General features: G+C 60.7%; 1 protein-coding gene. It reads left to right on the top strand.

The annotated features are described in order from the left end of the window. On the top strand, window positions 1-402 hold a 402-nt coding region (locus JIG41_RS06815; protein WP_199524469.1), incomplete at both ends, for a transposase.

Genomic DNA, 402 nt, shown 5'->3' on the forward strand with positions numbered 1-402 from the left:
CTCAAGGGAGACCGGAAAATCCTGCTGAAACGCGCTCACGAAGTCTCAGACCGGGAGCGCCTCATCATGGAGACCTGGACAGGCGCGTTCCCGCAACTGCTGGCCGCCTACGAGCACAAGGAGCGCTTCTACGGCATCTGGGACGCCACCACACGGCTCCAGGCAGAAGCCGCCCTGGACGAGTGGATAGCCACCATCCCGAAGGGCCAAAAGGAAGTCTGGAGCGATCTGGTCAGGGCAGTGGGAAACTGGCGCGAAGAGACCATGACCTACTTCGAGACGGACATGCCCGTCACCAACGCTTACACGGAGTCCATCAACCGACTGGCCAAGGACAAGAACCGTGAAGGGCGCGGTTACTCCTTCGAGGTGATGCGGGCACGAATGCTCTACACCACGAAG

It is taken from the genome of Pseudoalteromonas sp. bablab_jr011 (assembly GCF_016464045.1).
GTDB lineage: Bacteria > Pseudomonadota > Gammaproteobacteria > Enterobacterales > Alteromonadaceae > Pseudoalteromonas > Pseudoalteromonas lipolytica.